This window comes from Roseateles toxinivorans, from assembly GCF_004362525.1.
GTDB lineage: Bacteria > Pseudomonadota > Gammaproteobacteria > Burkholderiales > Burkholderiaceae_C > Paucibacter > Paucibacter toxinivorans.
Window position 1 is genome coordinate 43793 of record NZ_SNXS01000007.1, and the last position, 14810, is coordinate 58602.

Annotated in this window: 17 protein-coding genes and 1 pseudogene; 8 read left to right on the plus strand and 10 right to left on the minus strand. The window is 67.4% G+C overall.

All coding sequences use genetic code 11. The annotated features are described in order from the left end of the window. Positions 1-31: 31 nt before the first annotated feature. Positions 32-1525 (plus strand): MocR-like pyridoxine biosynthesis transcription factor PdxR, encoded by a 1494-nt coding sequence (gene pdxR / locus DES47_RS22085; RefSeq protein WP_208115084.1) that lies wholly within the window; start codon positions 32-34, stop codon positions 1523-1525. A 62-nt stretch (positions 1526-1587) separates the two neighbouring features. On the opposite strand, the gene DES47_RS22090 is transcribed toward pdxR, so the two are convergent. The 5 genes from DES47_RS22090 to DES47_RS22110 form a co-directional block, all read right to left on the minus strand. Continuing rightward, complete coding sequence (locus tag DES47_RS22090; RefSeq protein ID WP_133702938.1) at positions 1588-2175, minus strand: NAD(P)H-dependent oxidoreductase; 588 nt, start codon at positions 2173-2175, stop codon at positions 1588-1590. 65 nt (positions 2176-2240) lie between these two features. Next, entirely contained in the window at positions 2241-3482 is a 1242-nt protein-coding gene (locus DES47_RS22095; RefSeq protein ID WP_166652122.1) for a glycoside hydrolase family 18 protein, read from the minus strand. 86 nt (positions 3483-3568) lie between these two features. Beyond that, positions 3569-4552, minus strand: a complete 984-nt coding sequence (locus DES47_RS22100; protein WP_133702940.1) for a Bug family tripartite tricarboxylate transporter substrate binding protein — start codon at positions 4550-4552, stop codon at positions 3569-3571. 27 nt (positions 4553-4579) lie between these two features. Continuing rightward, positions 4580-5389: a beta-keto acid cleavage family enzyme gene (locus DES47_RS22105; RefSeq protein WP_133702941.1), complete on the minus strand. Its 810-nt coding sequence runs from the start codon at positions 5387-5389 to the stop codon at positions 4580-4582. Then, positions 5386-6357 carry a 3-hydroxyacyl-CoA dehydrogenase family protein gene (locus tag DES47_RS22110; protein ID WP_133702942.1) on the minus strand — a complete coding sequence of 324 codons (972 nt, stop codon included), beginning with the start codon at positions 6355-6357 and terminating at the stop codon, positions 5386-5388. Before DES47_RS22110 ends, DES47_RS22105 begins: the two co-directional genes overlap by 4 nt. An 84-nt stretch (positions 6358-6441) precedes the next feature. On the opposite strand from DES47_RS22110, the gene DES47_RS22115 reads away from it, so the two are divergent. Continuing rightward, positions 6442-7356, plus strand: coding sequence for a LysR family transcriptional regulator (locus DES47_RS22115; RefSeq protein ID WP_133702943.1), 915 nt, complete (start codon positions 6442-6444; stop codon positions 7354-7356). Position 7357: 1 nt separating this feature from the next. Here DES47_RS22115 and DES47_RS22120 read toward each other — a convergent pair whose 3' ends face one another. Continuing rightward, positions 7358-8005 (minus strand): hypothetical protein, encoded by a 648-nt coding sequence (locus DES47_RS22120; protein ID WP_133702944.1) that lies wholly within the window; start codon positions 8003-8005, stop codon positions 7358-7360. A gap of 61 nt (positions 8006-8066) precedes the next feature. Between DES47_RS22120 and DES47_RS22125 the strand changes: the two genes are divergently transcribed. Beyond that, entirely contained in the window at positions 8067-8675 is a 609-nt protein-coding gene (locus DES47_RS22125; protein WP_133702945.1) for a flavin reductase family protein, read from the plus strand. On the opposite strand, the gene DES47_RS22130 is transcribed toward DES47_RS22125, so the two are convergent. Next, positions 8653-9546, minus strand: a complete 894-nt coding sequence (locus DES47_RS22130; RefSeq protein WP_208115090.1) for an EamA family transporter — start codon at positions 9544-9546, stop codon at positions 8653-8655. The genes DES47_RS22125 and DES47_RS22130 overlap by 23 nt on opposite strands. A 402-nt stretch (positions 9547-9948) precedes the next feature. Here DES47_RS22130 and DES47_RS29630 point away from each other — a divergent pair, with 402 nt between their 5' ends. From DES47_RS29630 to DES47_RS22140, 3 genes are all read left to right on the plus strand, one after another. After that, the gene (locus tag DES47_RS29630) at positions 9949-10071 is read left to right on the plus strand and encodes a hypothetical protein (protein ID WP_279537345.1); all 123 of its coding nucleotides are present in this window, start codon (positions 9949-9951) and stop codon (positions 10069-10071) included. A gap of 240 nt (positions 10072-10311) precedes the next feature. Then, positions 10312-11232 (plus strand): hypothetical protein, encoded by a 921-nt coding sequence (locus DES47_RS22135; RefSeq protein WP_133702947.1) that lies wholly within the window; start codon positions 10312-10314, stop codon positions 11230-11232. Continuing rightward, positions 11195-12319, plus strand: coding sequence for a hypothetical protein (locus tag DES47_RS22140; RefSeq protein WP_133702948.1), 1125 nt, complete (start codon positions 11195-11197; stop codon positions 12317-12319). Before DES47_RS22135 ends, DES47_RS22140 begins: the two co-directional genes overlap by 38 nt. Positions 12320-12450: 131 nt before the next feature. On the opposite strand, the pseudogene DES47_RS22145 reads toward DES47_RS22140, so the two are convergent. The 3 genes and pseudogenes from DES47_RS22145 to DES47_RS22155 form a co-directional block, all read right to left on the minus strand. Further along, a pseudogene (locus DES47_RS22145) lies at positions 12451-12699 on the minus strand (amino acid ABC transporter ATP-binding protein); the annotation flags it as partial. Between the two features lie 150 nt (positions 12700-12849). Next, a complete protein-coding gene (locus DES47_RS22150) occupies positions 12850-13275 on the minus strand; it encodes a type II toxin-antitoxin system VapC family toxin (RefSeq protein ID WP_133702949.1) in 426 nt (141 codons plus the stop codon). 5 nt (positions 13276-13280) lie between these two features. Then, positions 13281-13574, minus strand: coding sequence for a FitA-like ribbon-helix-helix domain-containing protein (locus DES47_RS22155; protein ID WP_133702950.1), 294 nt, complete (start codon positions 13572-13574; stop codon positions 13281-13283). A gap of 223 nt (positions 13575-13797) precedes the next feature. Between DES47_RS22155 and DES47_RS22160 the strand changes: the two genes are divergently transcribed. After that, entirely contained in the window at positions 13798-14475 is a 678-nt protein-coding gene (locus DES47_RS22160; RefSeq protein WP_243748425.1) for an FxDxF family PEP-CTERM protein, read from the plus strand. 123 nt (positions 14476-14598) lie between these two features. Beyond that, positions 14599-14802 (plus strand): hypothetical protein, encoded by a 204-nt coding sequence (locus DES47_RS22165; protein WP_133702951.1) that lies wholly within the window; start codon positions 14599-14601, stop codon positions 14800-14802. Positions 14803-14810 lie beyond the last annotated feature (8 nt).

Genomic DNA, 14810 nt, shown 5'->3' on the forward strand with positions numbered 1-14810 from the left:
AATTTATTGAATTCGCACTATGCCAATCTCAGTGAACATTGGTGCCACCGATGCACTGGCACTGCCGCTGCGCGGCGACGGCGAATCGCTGCACCAATGGTTGTTTGCCGGGCTGCGGGCCGGCATCCTGCAGTCGCGCCTGCCCGCCGGGTTGAAGTTGCCGTCGAGTCGCGCGCTGGCGAGCCAGATTGGCGTGGCGCGGGGCACCGTGACGGCGATCTACGACGAACTCGCGGCTCAGGGCTACCTTGAGTGCGCCGTCGGCCGTGGCTCCTTTGTTGCCCATGTTCTTCCCGAACGCCCGCAAGTTGCGCGACGGACCGCCTCGCTGCGCCCAGCGACGGTGCGCGGCACACCCCTGAGCGAGGCGCTGGGCGTGCGCGAGGTCTGGACGCGCACGCCGTTCCCGCAGCAGGAGAACGCGACCGCAGCGGTGCCATTCCGGGCTCACCTGCCGGACACGCGCATGTTCCCCTTGGATGTGTGGAGAAAACTCGCGGCGCACGGCGCTCGCGCTCTCTCGCCAGGCGATCTGACCAGCACAGCGATCACTGGGCTGCCCCTGCTTCGCGAAGCTATCGCGGGTCACCTGGCTGCTGCGCGCGGCGTGTCCACCGATCCGCGGCAGATCCTCGTCGTCTCCAGCGCGCAAGAGGCCATGGACCTGAGCGTACGGCTGCTGTGCAGCCCCAACCAGACCGTCTGGTTGGAAGACCCCGGCTACGTGGGCGCCCGCGCCATCATGGCCGCGCACGGCCTGCGGGTTGCGAACGTGCCGGTGGACGATCAGGGCTTGGCAGTTGCCGAAGGCATCCGCCTGGCACCACAGGCCCGGCTGGCCTGCATCACACCATCTCGGCAATCACCGCTGGGCATGCCCATGTCGGTGGCGCGTCGCAGCGCCCTGCTGAATTGGGCAACGCGTGCTGGCTCGTTCCTGATCGAAGACGACTACGACAGCGAGTATCGGTACGGCACCCGGCCCATCCCTGCGCTCAAGTCCATGGACTGCGACGACCGTGTGCTGCTGCTGGGAACGTTCAGCAAGCTGATGTTCCCCGCGTTGCGTCTGGCCTATCTTGTGCTGCCTCAGGCGCTCGTTGAGCCGTTCACTCGCGCTCGATCACTGCTGGGTCGCGGTCTACCGGCACTGGAGCAAGCCATGACCGCCCGCTTCATCCTCGACGGCCATTTCGAACGCCATCTGCGCCGGTCCCGCGCGCAGTACGCGGCAAGGGCGCAGGCCTTGCGCCACGCCATTGGACGTCATGCCCGAGGTCTTGTCGAACCGCCCGCTATCGATGCCGGGCTCGATGTAGCGGTTCGCTTGCGAACCCGAGGGAACGATCGCGCTGCTCAACGGCAGTTGATGGCGGCCGGCATCGAGGCAGTTGCGCTGTCGCGCTACGCGACCGATGCCCGGCTCGCACCGGGGTTGGTGCTCGGGTTTGCGGCCTTCGATGAGTCACAGATCGAATCCGCGGTTCGGCAGCTGGCAGTTGCGCTGGGTCGCCAGTCGCAGTGACTGCCAGCCGGCCTGTTTCAGCTGCCGTGTGAGTGTCACAGTTGAGTGTCCGCTCGGCCATATCACGACGCCTGCGACCCCAGCTTGCGCAGCTTGGCCAGGTGCTTGAGGGCGCCGACTTCGTCGAGGTTGCCGACCAGGCCGATCAGGGTCTCGTGAATCGGTGCGATGCCAACAAAGCCCAGGATGTTGCGCTCCAGCGACCTGACGCTGTGGGCACGGAAGAAGAACCGGTAGAGCAGGGCCGGCATGCCCATGGTCACGACCACCCGGGCCGAGCGGCCGGTGAGGCCCTTCTCGCCGAAGGGGTTGCCGCCCTCCTTCTTGAACGCAAAGCCGGGCCGCGCCACCTGCTCCAGAAAGCCCTTCAGCAGCGCCGGCATGTCGCCCAGCCAAAGCGGGAAGAAGAACACCATGTGCTCGCACCAGGCGATGTCCTGCTGCGCCTGCAGCAGCGAGGCCGGCAACTCGCCATGCTCCCATTCGGCCTGGGTGCGCAGCAGCGGGAAGTCCAGCGCCGCGACGTCGACCATGCGCACGCTGTGGCCCTCCTGTTCGGCGCCGTCCCTGTAGGCCTGGGCCAGCGCATGGCAAAGGTGCGGGGCCAGCGCGTCGGGGTGGCCCTGGAGGATCAGGATGCGTTTGCTCATGCGGCGCTTTCATGCTGAGGGTGTCAGCGTTGATCTTGGCGCGCCGCCGCCAAGCCGACCTTGATTCAGGGCAAGGCCAGATTGCCCACGCCCAGATTCATCGCGTTCAGGATGTCGCCGTTGTCCTGGCTCAGCTCCCAGGCGAACACGCCGGCCAGGCCCTGCTCGCGCACAAAGCGGCCCTTGGCCAGCACCGCACGCGGGTCGTCATAGCCCATGAACAATTTCAGCTGCGGGTGGTACAGGTTCCAGGCCTGGGTGACGGGATCGAACACCGGCTTGTAGCCGCGCAGGCCCTGGCCCCTGGGGCCCAGGTAGCGGGCGGCGATGTCGCGGTAGCCGGTGGAGCCATCGGCGCCCGGATAGCCGCCGCTCTTGGCAGCCCCGGTGATCGGTTGGGCCACGCCGGCAAAGCCGCGGCCATACATGGCCACGCCGGCCACCAGTTTGGCGGCGGGCACGCCGGCCGCCTTCAGATTGCGCACGCCGCGCTCCAGGCTGTCGTCGGCCGTCGGGCTTGAGCTTTTCAAGGTGCTGTGGTTGCCAGCGACCGGCGTCCAGTTGCCGTAGAAGTCGTAGCTCATCATGAACACCAGGTCCAGCGCCGGCGCGGCCTGCCGGTAGTTGATGCGGTCGGTGATCAGCGAGATCGGATTGACGGCCACCGTCAGCTGGTAGAGCCGGCCGTTCTCGGCGGTGAGCCGGTCCAGCGCGGCGCGCAGGTCCACCATCAGATCGGCAAAGCCCTGGCCATCGGCCGGTGAACCGAGCTGCACGCCATTGGCCGCGCCATTGCCGCCCGGGTGCTCCCAGTCGATGTCGATGCCGTCGAAGGCCGGGTGGTCACGCAGGAACTGCATCGCCGAGGCGGCGAACACGGCGCGGCGCGCCGGGTCATTGGCCAGATGGAAAAAGGGGTCGGAGCCGCCCCAGCCACCGACCGAGGCTAGAACCTTGACGTGGGGCGCGCGGGCCTTCAGCCGCGCGAAGGCCTGGTCAAAGCGGCGATCCACCTCGCCGGTAGCCAGCTGGAAGTCCTGCTTGCCCTGGCATTTGGGCGCGTCGGCCGGCAGCTGGCCGGGGCCGCAGGCGCGCACAAAGGCATAGAGGATGTGCGTGACGCTGCCCGGCTTGATCGCCTCCACATGGCTGATAGAAGCCCAGTTCGCCACATAGACACCCACCACCTTGGCGCCGGTGCGCTCGAAGTCCTGCGGTTTGGCGCTGAACAGACGGTCGGTGGCGGTATCGGCGTGGGCCGGCAGCAGGGCCGCCAGGCACAGGGCAACAAGGGTGCTTCGTATCAAGATGGCTCTCCAGTGGCCCGGAGATTACCGCAACACGAATGCCAATCAAATACCAATTCTAAAGACTTGATCAAGGCCAGCGTCAATCAATCGACACTGGCCCCCGACTCGCGCACAACGCGGCCCAGACGCACCGACTCCGTGCGTATCAGCTGGCCGAACTGCTCGGGCGTGCCGGCGACGATGGGCGTGCCCAGCTGCTCCCACTTCTTGCGGAAGGCCGGGTCCTTGAAGATCGTCAGCAGGGTGGTGTTGAGCTTCTTGACCATCTCCGGCGGCGTGCCGCTGCGCATCGCGATGCCGTGCCAGGCGGTGACCTCGAAGCCGGGGTAGCCCGATTCGGCCAGCGTCGGCACATTCGGCAGCGAGGGGCTGCGCTGGGCCGAGGTGACGGCCAGCGGGGTCAGCTTGCCTGTGTTGATGTACTGGATCGAGCTGCCCAGCACATCGAACATCACCTTCACCTGGCCACCGAGCAGGTCGTTCAGTGCCGGCCCGGCGCCGCGGTAAGGCACATGGCCCAGCCTGGTGCCGGCCGCCTTGTTGTAGATCTCGCCGGCCAGGTGCTGGGGCGTGCCATTGCCGGCCGAGGCATAGGTGAAGGCATCGGGCCGCGCCTTGGTCTGGGCGATGAATTCCTTGATGTTCTTGATGCCGGTCGACGGATGCACCTCCAGCACCAGCGGGAAGGACGACAGCTGTATCACCGGCACCAGATCGGTCAGCGGGCTGTAGGCCATGGTCTTGAACAGGGTCTGGTTCACCGCCATCGGGCCGCTGGCGGCCAGCAGGATGGTGTAGCCATCGGCCGGCGCCTGCTTGGCCACATCGGCCGAACCCACATTGCCGCCCGCGCCGCCCTTGTTCTCGATCACGATGGTCACGCCCAGGCGCTGCTGCATCTCGGGCTGCAGCAGCCGCGCCATCAGGTCGGTCGGGCCGCCGGGCGGATAGGGCACGACGAAACGGATCGGCTTGGAGGGGTAAGGCTCATCGGCACGTGCCGTGCCAGTCAGCGCGGCCAGCCCGATCAGGGCGAGCGTCAGAACGGTGGTGCGTTTGTTGTTCATCTTGTCTCCGGTCGTTGTTGTAGGGCTTCAGCGAAAACGTTCGCGCAGCAGTTGCGCCGTGGCCAGCGGCCGCGCCAGGCAGTCCGCCGCCTGTGCGGCCTGCAGCACCAGCGCCGCGTTGTCGGGCGCGGGTGCGCCGTTCTTCAGGAACAGGTTGTTCTCGAAGCCGACGCGCACATGGCCACCCAGCGCGGTGGCCGTGGTCATGCAGGCATGCTCTGCCGCACCGAAGGCGCAGACGGCCCAGGGCTCGGGCCCGGTGTGGGCCATCACAAAGGGCAGCAGGTCGTGCGGCGACGACACCTGGCCGGCGCTGTATCGCCCCAGCACGAAGAGCAGGAACCAGGGCGCCTCGGGCACCACGCCGGCGCGCTGCAGCGCCTGCCAGCGGGCCAGGTCTTGCGTGTCGTATAGGATCACCTGCGTCATCACCCGCTCGGCCGCCAGCCAGCCGAAGAAGTCGGCCAGGCCCTGTTCGCCGATTTCGGGCTGGTCCAGCTCGCGCAGGCCCACCGACACGGCCTCGGGCCGCAGCTCGCGCACCATGGCGATCTGCGCCGGCGCCTCGTAGACCTTGGCCGCCTCGCTGGTGATCTGCAGCACCATCGCGTCGCCGACGGCCGCGCGCACCACACGCAGTGCTTCGCGGTAACCCTCGACATCGAGGCTGTGCCGGCCCTGGGCATCGCGGATATGCAGATGCAGCATCGCCGCGCCGGCATCGCAGCACAGCTTGGCGGTGCGCGCCAGCGCCTCGGCGGTCAGCGGCAGCGCGGCATGGTCGGGCTGCTGCTTGTAGGCGCCATTGGGCGCGACGGTGATGATCAGCTCGTTCATGGCTTGTCCCCGGCTTGGGCTCGGTAGGGCGGCAGCTCGTCGGCCAGCAGGGCCAGGCCCTGGCGCAGCAGATCGTCGTAACGCTTGCGTTCGGCCAGGCGCTTCTCGGGCGGCCAGTCGAAGAAGCCGCCGCCGGTCTTCATGCCCAGCCGCCCCTGCTCGACCCGCTCTCGCAGCGCGGCGGCGGGCCGGTCGGTGTTGGACAGGCTGGGGTACATCGTCGCCGCGGCGGCGCAATGCACATCCAGGCCGGCGTGGTCGCGCTGCAGCACCGGGCCAGCGGCCAGGAAGCGGAAGCCGAAGCCGAAGCGCACCGCGGCGTCCACATCCTCGGCCGTGGCCACGCCCTCGTCGATCAGCGCAAAGGCCTCACGGGCCAGCGCATGCTGCAGGCGATTCGCCAGAAAGCCCGGCTTGTCCTTGCGCACCAGCACCGGCACCATGCCGCAACCGCGCATCACTTCGCACAGCAGCTCGGCCCCGGCCGCATCGCTCTGCGGCCCGAGCACCACCTCGACCAGCGGCACCAGATGGGCCGGCATGAAGAAATGCAGGCCGAACATGCGCGGCTGCGTCTCAAGGCCCGCGGCGATGGCGCTGATCGGAAAGCTGGAGCTGTTGCTGGTCAGCAGGCAGCCGGGCTGGGAGAGCTTCACCAACTCAGCGAACAGAGTCTGTTTGAGCGGCAGCTGCTCGGGAATGCATTCGATCACCAGGCCGACTTCGGGCCAGACCGCTTCTTCCAGCGCGGCGACCGCGTCCAGATCGGCGATGCAGTGGCCCAGGCCCAGCGGCGCCAGGCGCTCGGCCACATGGCTGATCAGGCCCTCACGGCGCTCGGCATGGCGCTCGATCACGGTGACCCGCAGGCCGCCGCGCAGCAGCACCACGGCCACATCGGCGCCCATCGTGCCGCCGCCGACGACGACCGCCCGCGTACCCGTCAAACCCAGTGTTCCGTCCTGCATGTCTCGCTCCCTTCATGGCCTGGGCGCACTCTAGGTCGGCGGTATTGATACGTCCATTCGCCATTTCGGATAAATTGATCACCCATGCTGATCAATTGCTCTTTGCGCGAGCTGGACGTCTTTCTGACCCTGGCCGAGACGCTGAACTACCGCCGTGCCGCCGAGCGGCTGCATCTGTCGCAGCCGGCCGTCTCAGGCGTGATCACGCGGCTGGAGCTCAGCCTGGGCAGCGCGCTGTTCGAGCGCAGCACCCGGGCGGTGCGGCTGACCGAGGCCGGTGCGGTGTTCGTCGAGCGCGTGCGGTTGCTGCGCCAGCAGGCCAATGCGGCGGTGCAGGCGGTGCGCGACATCAGCGAGCTGCGCGAGGGCCGCGTGCGCGTGGCCGCCCTGCCCTCGCTGGCCGCCACCGCCGTGCCGGCCGCCTTTGCCCGCTTCGGCGCCGCCCATCCGGGCGTGCGGCTGGAGTTGCTGGACAGCCTGTCCAACCCGGCCTTCGACAGCGTGCGCGCCGGCCAGGCCGACTTTGCGCTGACCGCCGCCAATCCGGCCTATGCCGACCTGGAGTACGCACCGCTGGGCGAGGACCGCTTCGTGCTGCTGCTCCCGGCCAGCCACCCGTTGGCAAAGAGCCGGCGGCCGCTGCGCTGGGACGAGACGCAGGACCTGCCCCATATCTCGATGCCGGCGCCCACCAGCGTGCGCCAGTACACCGAGGAGGCCTTTTTGCACAACGGCCTGCGCTTTGCGCCGCGTTACGAGGTCGAGCACCTGGCGACCATCAACGCGATGGTCGCCGCCGGCCTGGGCGTGGCGGCACTGCCGGAACTGGCCGCCCTGGTGGCACGGGGCCCCAAGGTGCTGAGCCGCTCGCTGATAGCCCCGGTGATGCCGCGACCGCTGGGCCTGGTGACCTTGCGCGGGCGGCGGCTCTCGCCGGCGGCCGAGGCCTTGGTCGTGATGCTGCGGGAGGAGACGCTGGCGCTGATAGCCGCAAGCTGATTCAGGGGGCGACCGACACGCGCAATTGCAGCTCGCGCGTGCTGACCCCCTCGGCATCGCGGCTGCTGGTCACGCCGCGCTGCTGTTGCCGCAGGCCCTGACCGGTGCGTGCCACGACGGTCCAGCTGTCCAGCGGCATCAGCACCGTGCTTAGCACCTGCTGCTGTGACGATCCGCCATCGAGCGCGCGGAACTCGACCCGCACTGGCTGCTTGCCGCCGGGCCATTGCGGGGTGACGGTGAATCCGCCCGTCTGCTCGATCAAACCCTGGCGCGGCACCGCCCAGCCCTTGCCTGGGCTCGACGCCGGCTGGGCGGCATCGAACTGCACGCCGTAGTCCACCCACTGCACCGGCGTGCTCTCCGTGAGGCGCAGGCTGGCCTGCTGGCCGTTGAGCACCAGCAGGCGCTGCACCTGCTGCGATGCATCGTCCCGGGTCTGCGTGCTTACGCTGACATGGCCGCGCGGCGACACCGATCCGGCCGTGCCCACCACCACCGCGCCATCGCGCACACCAGCCATCACCGCGCCGCTGAGCGTGCTGTCCACCCAGCGCAGCTCGACCCAGAGGTTCTGGCGCGGCGGCTGTGCGGCCACCGGCCCAACCGCCGAACACATCAGTGCGAAGATGGCGAACAACGCTTTCATGCGGCCCAGCATACGCCGCCCGGCAGCAGCGAAACCTCCGAACAGCCGTCCAAAGACCACCATGCATTTTTACGAACCCCGCCAGGGCCACGGCCTTCCGCACGACCCGTTCAACGCCATCGTCGGCCCCCGGCCCATAGGCTGGATCGCCAGCCGCAGCGCCAGCGGCCAGCTCAATCTGGCGCCCTACAGCTTCTTCAACGCCTTCAACTACACGCCGCCGCTGATCGGCTTTTCCAGCATCGGCTACAAGGACACGGTGCGCAATATCGAGCAGACGGGCGAGTTCGTCTGGAACCTCGCCACCCGCCCCCTGGCCGAGCAGATGAACCAGACCTGCGCGGCCGTTCCGCCCGAGGTCAACGAATTCGAGCTGGCCGGGCTGACGGCCGAGCCCTCACGGCTGGTCAACGTGCCCCGCGTCGCCGAGAGCCCGGTGGCCTTCGAATGCAAGCTAAGCCAGCTGCTGCAGCTCAAGGGTGCCGATGGCACGGCGGTGGACAGCTGGCTGGTGCTGGGCGAGGTGATCGGCGTACACATCGCCAGCCATCTGCTGGTGGACGGCATCTACGACACCGCCGCTGCACAACCAATTCTGCGCGGCGGCGGCCCGGCCGACTACTTCGAGATCAAGCCGGAGAACCGCTTCAAGATGTTCCGGCCGCGCTGACGGTATTGCGCCAGGGCCGCAGCGGCCACAACAGGTTCAGCGCCAGGCCGCTGAGCACCAGGCCGGCGGCGATCAGCTTCCAGGCCGGCATCGTCTCGCCCAGCAGCCAGGCCGCCGCGCTCATGCCGAACACCGGCACCAGTAGGGCCATGGGCACGATGGTGGCGGCCGCATGGCGGGCCAGTAACCAAACCCAGATGCCGTAGCCGAACAGGGTGTTGCCCCAGCTCTGCCACAGCACCGCCACCCAGCCCTGCCAGCTCAGATGCTGCACGCCGGAGACGATGGCCGCTGGCCCCTCGAACACCAGCGACAGCAGCAGCAGCGGCGGCACGGCACAGGCGCTGGTCCAGACCATATAGGCCAGCATATTCACGCGGCCGGCGTGCTTGCCCACCATATTCGCCGTGGCCCAGCACAGCGCGGCGAACAACACCATGGCCAGGCCCGCCACCGTGGTGCTGCCATCGGTGTGCGAGGCGATCACGCCTATGCCCGAGGCGGCCAGCAGCAGACCCAGCCACTGGTAGCCCTGCACGCGCTCGCGCGTCACCCGCATCGCCAGGAGAATGGTGAAGAACACCTGGGTCTGTATCACCAGCGAGGCCAGCCCCGGCGAAATCTGCGTGCGCATGGCGAGGTACAGCACGCCGAACTGGCCCACACCGATCAGCACGCCGTAGGCCGCGAGGTTGCGCCAGGCGACCGCCGGGCGCGGCAGGAAAAACATCGCGGGCAGCACCGCAAACGCAAAGCGCAGCGCAGCAAACAGCAAGGGCGGCAGCTCGCCCAGCGCGAACTTGATGACGACGAAATTGCTGCCCCAGATGGCCACCACCAGCAGGGCCACCAGCAGGTGGCGCAACGGCAGAGAGGCGCCGCTCATTTTCCACACCATGTTGTTGATGACTTCTGCGGGCGCGGGCTGCGGCAGGACAGGGGCTTCATGGCAGTTCTCGGTGGGGGAATCGACACAGTCTACGCATCAAGCAAAAACCGTAGCGCTCGAGGGTTCGCTGTGCGCCCTTATGCCGCGGCAAGCCACAGCAGCGAAGACAACAGACCTGAAACAAATGAAGCCTCGACGCTGGAGCGACGAATCAAACATGAAACAGGCGGCGACGACATTGGAGTTGTCCGAAGCGCAAACCAAACGTGTGACGGACCTGGCGAAGAAACAAGGCGCCAGGTAGCCAAAGAGCCATCGAGCTGACCGCGAGAACGGTTCTCTCTCTTCACTGTTTATTCATTCATCAACTTTCAAGGAAACACCATGAACACCACGCAAATCACCACCCTGGAACTGCACGCTGCCCCGACCATCGTCGAGGCCCTGAGCATCGACGAACTGGCCGTGCGCGAGGAATACGCCGCCTGCTGCACGATCGTCAAGTAAGCGCATTCCCCCCATCTTCAGCATTCAACATCAAGGACACACCATGAACACCAAACTGAACACCGCCCCCGTCGTCGTCGAAGCCATCAGCATCGACGAGCTCGCCGTGCGTGAAGAGTACGCGGCCTGCGCGACCATCACCAAGTAAGACCGCCAAGTAAGACCGGTCTGCGAGAAGGCCGCGGCCGCGGCCTTCTCGCCCCTCCGGCTGCCGCTTCATCGAATCCGTCTGGAGCTTCCATGCACAAGGTCACCAACGTCAGCGTCCTGTCCAATATCGTTCGCCTCGGCGTCACCGACAGGCAGCACGCCTACTCGACATTACGCCGCTGGCGCCGCATCCAGAACGTCACCAAGCAGGTGCTGCAGGCACGCACCACCGACAGCGTGCGCTGGCGTGCCGACGCGGGCCTGCCGACGCAGCCGCAGGACCGCCTGTTCATGTCCTTCCACTACGGCCTGTGGTACATCAATCTGGCGGCGATGGCCAAGGCCACCGGCTGCCACAGGGTCTATTGCCTGGTCGGCGAGATCCACCCCAGCTACAACGACCGCATGGCCGCGATGGCCCGCGCCGCCGGCATCGAGATTGTGCTGATCTCGGGCGGCATTGCGATGCTGCGCGGTGTGCGCCAGGCCCGTGCCGAGGGCGCCCTGATGTTCGTGCTGGTCGACGTGCCCTGGGGCATGGGCGGCGAGCCGGACCAGCGCTTCCCCTTCCTCACCGGCCATATCGATGCCCGCTCGGCCCTGTTCACCTTCGCCGAGCGCGCCGGCCTGCAGCCGCATCTGCTCGTCGCCGACTACGACGAGGCGCAGCGCGCCACCGTCATCCGCCATCACGAGATCGACTCACAAAGCGAATGCTTCACCCTGCTGGAGCGCTATGTGGCCGACAAGCCCTGGCTGTGGGAGCGCCTGATCGACGTGCACAAATACAGCAGCCAGTCGGGCGAGCGCCCGCACCTGCCGTTCAAGGTCGCCAACGACTTCTACGTCGCCGATATGGCCAGCCTGCAGGTCTCGCGCGTCAACCGCTCGCTGTACGAGCAGATGCTCGAGTCGCGTCGCCTGGCCTCGCAGGGCCGCCCGGCCGATGCCGCCTCACTGCTGGAGCATATTCATGCAAGCACGAATCTGGCTGTCCGGTCGGTGTTTTGAGTGCCGGGTCGAGCGCATCGAGCCCTCGGCCGACGCCTGGATCGTCAAGACCCGGGCCCGGCGCTACTTCCGCTTCGACACCCCCACCATCGCCCTGCTGCGCCAGCTGATGAGCGGCGAGGGCCCCGACCTCGAACAGCCCGAGCAGGCGAGCGCCCTGAGCTTCGTTCAGGGCCATCTGATCCCGCTGGGCATCTTCGCCCCCGTCGATGAGGCGGCCGAGGCTCCAGCCGCCCACGCCAGCACCGGCGCGATGCGCTGGCAGCGCCAGTTGCTGGCCGCGCGCCAGGTGCGCCCGCTGGCGGCCATGCTGGCGCCCCTCTACGCGCCCTGGGTGCTGCTGCCGCTGATGCTGCTGTGCCTGGCCCTGCTGGCCCGCTACGCGATGCACAGCACCGAGTTGCTCGGCTACCGCGATCTGCTGACCTACGCGCCGCAGGAACTGCTGCTGCTGGTGGCGGTGGCCGTGGGCCGCGGCCTGCTGCATGAACTCGGCCATGCCGCCGCCTGTTGGCGCTACACCGGCTCGGTCGGGGCGATAGGCTTCGGCATTTTCATGACCACGCCAGTGCTGTACTGCGACGTGTCCGACATCCATCTGCTGCCGCGCCGTGCCAAGGCCATGGTCGGCATGGCCGGCACGGTGATGGACATCGTCTTCCTGACCCTGATGGTCGGCCTGGCCGGCAGCGACATCGGCGTGATGAAGGTGTTCTGGCTCAGCCTGATGGCGATTGCCTTCAATCTCGTGCCCTTCTATCGCAATGACGGCTTCTGGGTCATCAACGACCTGGCCGGCACCGACGACCTGCTCAAGCAGAGTCTGGCCGCCTGCCGTGCCGGCAAGGCCAGGCTCAGGGACTGGGCACTGCTGGCCTTCATGGCCGGCTGCGCGGGGGCCATCGTGGTGCTGGGCTGGATGTTCGCGACCGAGGCCGGCCCGCAACAGTTGGTCGACATCGCCCGGCTGATGCCCAGCTTCCCCGGCGTCGTGCTGGCTCTGGTGACTGGGCTGCAATACGCGGCCCTGGTGTTCGGCCTGCTCTCGGCGCTAAAGCTGCTGCCGAGGCTGATGCGCCGAAAGTGAGGCGTGGCCATGCGCACACCGAAGCAGTGTTTTGGCGCGCGACGAGGACTGGCCTCGCACACGCTGTGGCTGGCGTGCAGCCATCGCCCGGCGTCTAGGCCCAGTCTGCGCGAGACCAAGCGCTTTGCCGTCACCTCGGCCGGCGGCCCCATCTCATGCACGCGGCCCTGGTGCATGCAGATCACGCGGTCCGAGGCCTTGCGCGCAAAGCTCATCTCGTGGGTGACCATCAGCAAGGTCATGCCCTACTCGGCCAGGCTCTCGACGACGCGCAGCACCTCGCCGGCCAGCTCCGGGTCCAGCGCGCTGGTGAGCTGGTCGCACAGCAGCACGGCCGGCTCCATCGCCAGCGCCCGGGCGATCGCCACCTCCCTTTTGCGTGAGAAGTAACGGACTCAGCTAGACAATCTGCAGCAGGGAAAAAGGCGAAGGAGCGATGATCGCGCTGCCAGTTGGGGAGCACGAAACACCCCGGCTATGACGCTTGCAGCAGGCAATCCTTGCCGCCTGATGCACGAGACGGCTTCGGTTCAACCCACTTCCCAGGGATTGCTGAGCGTCAGGCCAACACCGTCAAAGTCGCTGACATTGCGCGTGGCCAACGTGGCGCGTTGGCTCAGGGCGATGGCGGCAATCTGCGCGTCGAACTGCGAGATCGGTCGGCCGGCGCTGCGTCGCGCCGCCACGACCTCGGCATAGAGCGCGGCGGCGGCGCCATCGAACGGCAATATGCGTCCGGCAAAGTCTTCGCCGAACAGGCCGTCCAGCGCCAGCTGCAGCTGCGTGCGGCGCTTGCCGGCGGGCAACAATCGGGCGCCCAGCAACATCTCGGCCTGCGTCACATCGCTGATGAACAGGCTGTCGGTCGGTTGCCGTGCAAACCAGGCCAGCACCGCCTCGTCGGGCTGGGCGCGCAGCAACTCGGACAGTACGTTGGTGTCGAGCAGGGTCGCCATCGGTGCTACTTGCCTGCCGGCTTGGCGCGCCGCATGGCCGTCGGTATCGCGGCTCCGCCAAAGTCTGGAGGCGGTCGCACGGGCTCTCGTGCCTCAAGCGGCAGATTGACGTCCCCCAGGCCCGCAAACCGGGCGCGGATGCGCCGTGCCAGGTCTGCTGTTGGCGCAGGCGATTCGATCAAGGCTGCGCGCAGGATCTGACGCGCCTCTTCTTCCATCGAGCGGTTGCGGTGCGCGGCTCGGATGCGCAGGCGCTGCTTGAGCACCTCGTCAAGATCGCGAATGGTGAGTGTGGCCATGCTGACTCTCCCGGCTTTTCTCGGCTGTAAGGCATTGTATTCAATGCTGTCATTGACAGCATTGCCAGGCCGTCACCCGAACAGCCCGCTAGGTGCGCCAGCGCACCGACAGCGGCGGCCTCAGGCCCTAGCCTGAGCCGTCTGGAATGCCCAAGGTGTTCTGGGCAGCGTTGCCCTGGCAAGCCGAATGTTTCGGCCCCGGCCCCAACCATGAGAGTTCCCTATGCAACTCAAGCGTACCCTTCCCCTGGCCGCCGCCCTGGCCACCATGGCCCTGGCCTCGACCAGCGCGATGGCCCTGGCCTCCTACGGCGATGTGGCCGCACCGGGCGTCTATTTCGGCACCGGCAACGTCAACGGCAACTGGACGATGGACACCGACAGCGGTGTCGAAGTCGCCCTGCGCGCAAAGAACCGCCAGACCCTCCAGACGATAGACGGCTCCAGCGGCACCTATATGGCCGAGCTGGGCGCCTGCCTGACCTGCAGCGGCGCGCCCAAGGCGATGTGGAGCTATGAGTTCTCTGTCAACAGCGGCAGCCTCAGTGGCGTGACGTATCTGCTGGGCATAGACCATGACCCCAGCGCCGGCGTCAGCTACTCCTGGGTGGACCCGGCCGCACATTGGGCCGACAACGCCATCGCCGCCGCGCCTTTCAACGGCTTCCAGAACTCGCAGAACGTGCTGTTCGCCAGCACGCCCGGCGGTCCCTTCGACGTGAATATGGCAGGGCTGTACAGCGTCACGCTGCAGGCCTGGAACAACACGTCGATGCTGGCCAGCACGACGATGAATGTGCAGGTCGGTGCCGTGCCCGAACCCGAGACCTATGCCCTGATGTTCGCCGGCCTGGGCGTGCTGGGCTTCGTGGCACGCCGTCGCGCCCGCAAGCAGGCGTGAAGCTGTGCGGGCCCGCACAGGGCCTGCGCTGCAACAACTGATACACCGATGAAGCGAGGCCCCAACCTGCGCCTCGCACACTTCGGCCAACGGGCCCGGTCGGAACCCGAACGGAACACACCCATGAACGCCTTGCGCCCAGCCGCCCTTCCCTCGATCGCCCAGCACTGCATCGTGGCCGCCGCCGTCGCTGCGGTCGGCGGCCTGTTGCTCGCGTATGTACACGTCTGCCGTTCCTCGGTGGACGAGGGGGTGCGTTGGCGAGCCGAGCAGCGCGCGTCGGCCCATGCGATCTACCTGAACGGTCGAACCGTAGCGCGCCGCTGACGGCTGCC

What these genes read in the sequence shown, in the direction of transcription:
- DES47_RS22135 (WP_133702947.1), top strand. Translation starts at nt 10,312, where the DNA reads ATGCACAAGGTCACCAACGTCAGCGTCCTGTCCAATATCGTTCGCCTC.
- DES47_RS22090 (WP_133702938.1), bottom strand. Translation starts at nt 2,175, where the DNA reads ATGAGCAAACGCATCCTGATCCTCCAGGGCCACCCCGACGCGCTGGCC.
- DES47_RS22155 (WP_133702950.1), bottom strand. Translation starts at nt 13,574, where the DNA reads ATGGCCACACTCACCATTCGCGATCTTGACGAGGTGCTCAAGCAGCGC.
- DES47_RS22125 (WP_133702945.1), top strand. Translation starts at nt 8,067, where the DNA reads ATGCATTTTTACGAACCCCGCCAGGGCCACGGCCTTCCGCACGACCCG.
- DES47_RS22140 (WP_133702948.1), top strand. Translation starts at nt 11,195, where the DNA reads ATGCAAGCACGAATCTGGCTGTCCGGTCGGTGTTTTGAGTGCCGGGTC.
- DES47_RS22150 (WP_133702949.1), bottom strand. Translation starts at nt 13,275, where the DNA reads ATGGCGACCCTGCTCGACACCAACGTACTGTCCGAGTTGCTGCGCGCC.
- DES47_RS22165 (WP_133702951.1), top strand. Translation starts at nt 14,599, where the DNA reads ATGAACGCCTTGCGCCCAGCCGCCCTTCCCTCGATCGCCCAGCACTGC.
- DES47_RS22160 (WP_243748425.1), top strand. Translation starts at nt 13,798, where the DNA reads ATGCAACTCAAGCGTACCCTTCCCCTGGCCGCCGCCCTGGCCACCATG.
- DES47_RS29630 (WP_279537345.1), top strand. Translation starts at nt 9,949, where the DNA reads ATGAACACCACGCAAATCACCACCCTGGAACTGCACGCTGCCCCGACC.
- DES47_RS22115 (WP_133702943.1), top strand. Translation starts at nt 6,442, where the DNA reads ATGCTGATCAATTGCTCTTTGCGCGAGCTGGACGTCTTTCTGACCCTG.
- DES47_RS22100 (WP_133702940.1), bottom strand. Translation starts at nt 4,552, where the DNA reads ATGAACAACAAACGCACCACCGTTCTGACGCTCGCCCTGATCGGGCTG.
- DES47_RS22110 (WP_133702942.1), bottom strand. Translation starts at nt 6,357, where the DNA reads ATGCAGGACGGAACACTGGGTTTGACGGGTACGCGGGCGGTCGTCGTC.
- DES47_RS22120 (WP_133702944.1), bottom strand. Translation starts at nt 8,005, where the DNA reads ATGAAAGCGTTGTTCGCCATCTTCGCACTGATGTGTTCGGCGGTTGGG.
- DES47_RS22105 (WP_133702941.1), bottom strand. Translation starts at nt 5,389, where the DNA reads ATGAACGAGCTGATCATCACCGTCGCGCCCAATGGCGCCTACAAGCAG.